The sequence below is a fragment of the Helicobacter trogontum genome, from assembly GCF_000765905.2.
Taxonomy (GTDB): Bacteria; Campylobacterota; Campylobacteria; order Campylobacterales; family Helicobacteraceae; genus Helicobacter_A; species Helicobacter_A trogontum.
On sequence record NZ_JRPL02000078.1, the window covers coordinates 1 to 1,732 of the forward strand.

Below are 1,732 nucleotides of genomic sequence, written 5' to 3' on the forward strand. Positions count from 1 at the left end.
AAATGTGTGTTTTGCCATCTTTTCTAGCATATCCACCCTATAATTATGCAGAAATGCCTCTGCTTCTGCTTCACTCTTAAAAGGCTCACTCCATATTTGGAGGACTTTGCCACCACGACCAATGCCATTGGTGTAGGTGAAGGTGAAATATTGCTTGTCTATTTGGATAATATTTTTATGGTTTGAAGTTGCTTTTAAAACTTTCTTGTTAATAGCCTGAATGCTTATATGATACATCTTTCCAAATTCTCTTGTTGTCATCTTATGAATCCATCCTCCCTTAGGGCTTTTTCGTATCTAGGCATATCTGCTTTTGGATATTTGCATATAAAAAATCTTAAAGTTGAATAATTTAATTTTTTTTTAATGCTATATGTTTTAATAGTCCCATATCTCTTTTTTATTTGACTGCTTATATTTTTTTTCATCAACATCCTTTATCTTGTATATAATGTTATATAACAAAAAAATCGAAAATTAATATTATCTATTTGGATAATTTTATCCAAATAGATAATATAAGTCAAGGTAATTTTATGAAAATAGATAATAAATTAAGGGAAATAAGAGATTCATTAGGGATTAAGCAAAATCAGTTTGCCCATGACCTTGATATTCCGCTCCAAACATATATTAGGTATGAACACAATAAAAGGGAGGTTCCGAGCAGTGTTATGAAAAAAATTTCAGATAAGTATGGTGTTGATTTTAACGCATTCTACAATGGTGTGATTGCAGGAAATAACAATGTTCAGATTATTGGTCGCAATAACAATATTGCAAATGCTAAAAATGATGAGCTGGAAGAAATATTTCAGCTCATCAGAGATTATGCACCACCAAAGATGATTAAAGACATTAAAGAAAAACTCTTAAAAATAAAGGATAGTTATGGCGATTAATGGCAACAACAACATTCAGGTTAATGGAAATAACAATAGTATAGTTTTTGGTGAAAAGAAGATTGTTAGAAAAGTGATTGAATTGCAATTAGACCCAGATATTCATATTACGCCAGATCAAAGGTTTGAGTTGCAAAAACAAGTTAAGGATATACATGATTTTTGCAAAAAATTCCAAATTCATTTTAGAGATGGTGTAGACATAAGCAATACGAGCAGGGATGTATGGTGGAGCTTAAAAACAAAAATGAAAGTTAATAGTTATAGGGAGATAGAGCAAGATAATTTTAATAAAGCTGTAAAGCATTTGAAATTTTTAAAAAAGAAAGTTGTGGATAAATTAAAAGACAAAAGTGCAAAAGATTATAAAGAATATATGATTCCCAAACTACAAGAAATTTTTAATATTAAAAAATCTCAAAAAGGTGTGGTTAGCGGATGCGATAACCTACTTGATTTTACCACAAAAAAAACAGGAAAGGTTAAAACTAATATGTCGCTTTTTTCTAAAGACGATATAGCTAAAACTTATACTGCACTAATCAACATAAAAGGTTGATTAGTGTCTATAAATGAAGTTGATTAGTTGGTTGATTAGTGTCTATAAATGAAGTTGATTAGTTGGTTGATTAGTTGGTTGATTAGTGTTTGCAGTCTATTACTCACGCAGCATTATCTCAATGTAAGCTTTTAGTGCAAAAAGGCACACCAAAAGAAGGCAAATATGCGTTACTCGCATAGATGATGAACTCTATGTTAAAAGATTGCAAAAACGCCCAAAATACAAGCTTATAAGCGATAATAAAAGCTATGATGATATAGAGCTAGAA

The 1,732-nt window shown here is 30.3% G+C and carries 5 protein-coding genes; 3 read left to right on the top strand and 2 right to left on the bottom strand.

Annotation, left to right across the window (positions count from 1 at the left end; translation table 11 throughout):
- Both LS81_RS10830 and LS81_RS11465 read right to left on the bottom strand, forming a co-directional pair.
- On the bottom strand, window positions 1-261 hold a 261-nt coding region (locus tag LS81_RS10830; protein ID WP_138069954.1), incomplete at its 3' end, for a hypothetical protein.
- Window positions 258-428, bottom strand: a complete 171-nt coding sequence (locus LS81_RS11465) for a hypothetical protein (RefSeq protein WP_161976776.1) — start codon at window positions 426-428, stop codon at window positions 258-260. The genes LS81_RS10830 and LS81_RS11465, both read right to left, overlap by 4 nt.
- A gap of 108 nt (window positions 429-536) precedes the next feature.
- Between LS81_RS11465 and LS81_RS10835 the strand changes: the two genes are divergently transcribed.
- From LS81_RS10835 to LS81_RS12230, 3 genes are all read left to right on the top strand, one after another.
- Window positions 537-902 (top strand): helix-turn-helix domain-containing protein, encoded by a 366-nt coding sequence (locus tag LS81_RS10835; RefSeq protein WP_034347988.1) that lies wholly within the window; start codon window positions 537-539, stop codon window positions 900-902.
- Window positions 892-1,461: a hypothetical protein gene (locus LS81_RS10840; RefSeq protein WP_034347990.1), complete on the top strand. Its 570-nt coding sequence runs from the start codon at window positions 892-894 to the stop codon at window positions 1,459-1,461. The genes LS81_RS10835 and LS81_RS10840 overlap by 11 nt, the downstream gene beginning before the upstream one ends.
- Before the next feature lie 178 nt (window positions 1,462-1,639).
- Window positions 1,640-1,732: S24 family peptidase (locus tag LS81_RS12230; RefSeq protein WP_336595921.1), on the top strand; the 93-nt coding region annotated here is incomplete at its 3' end.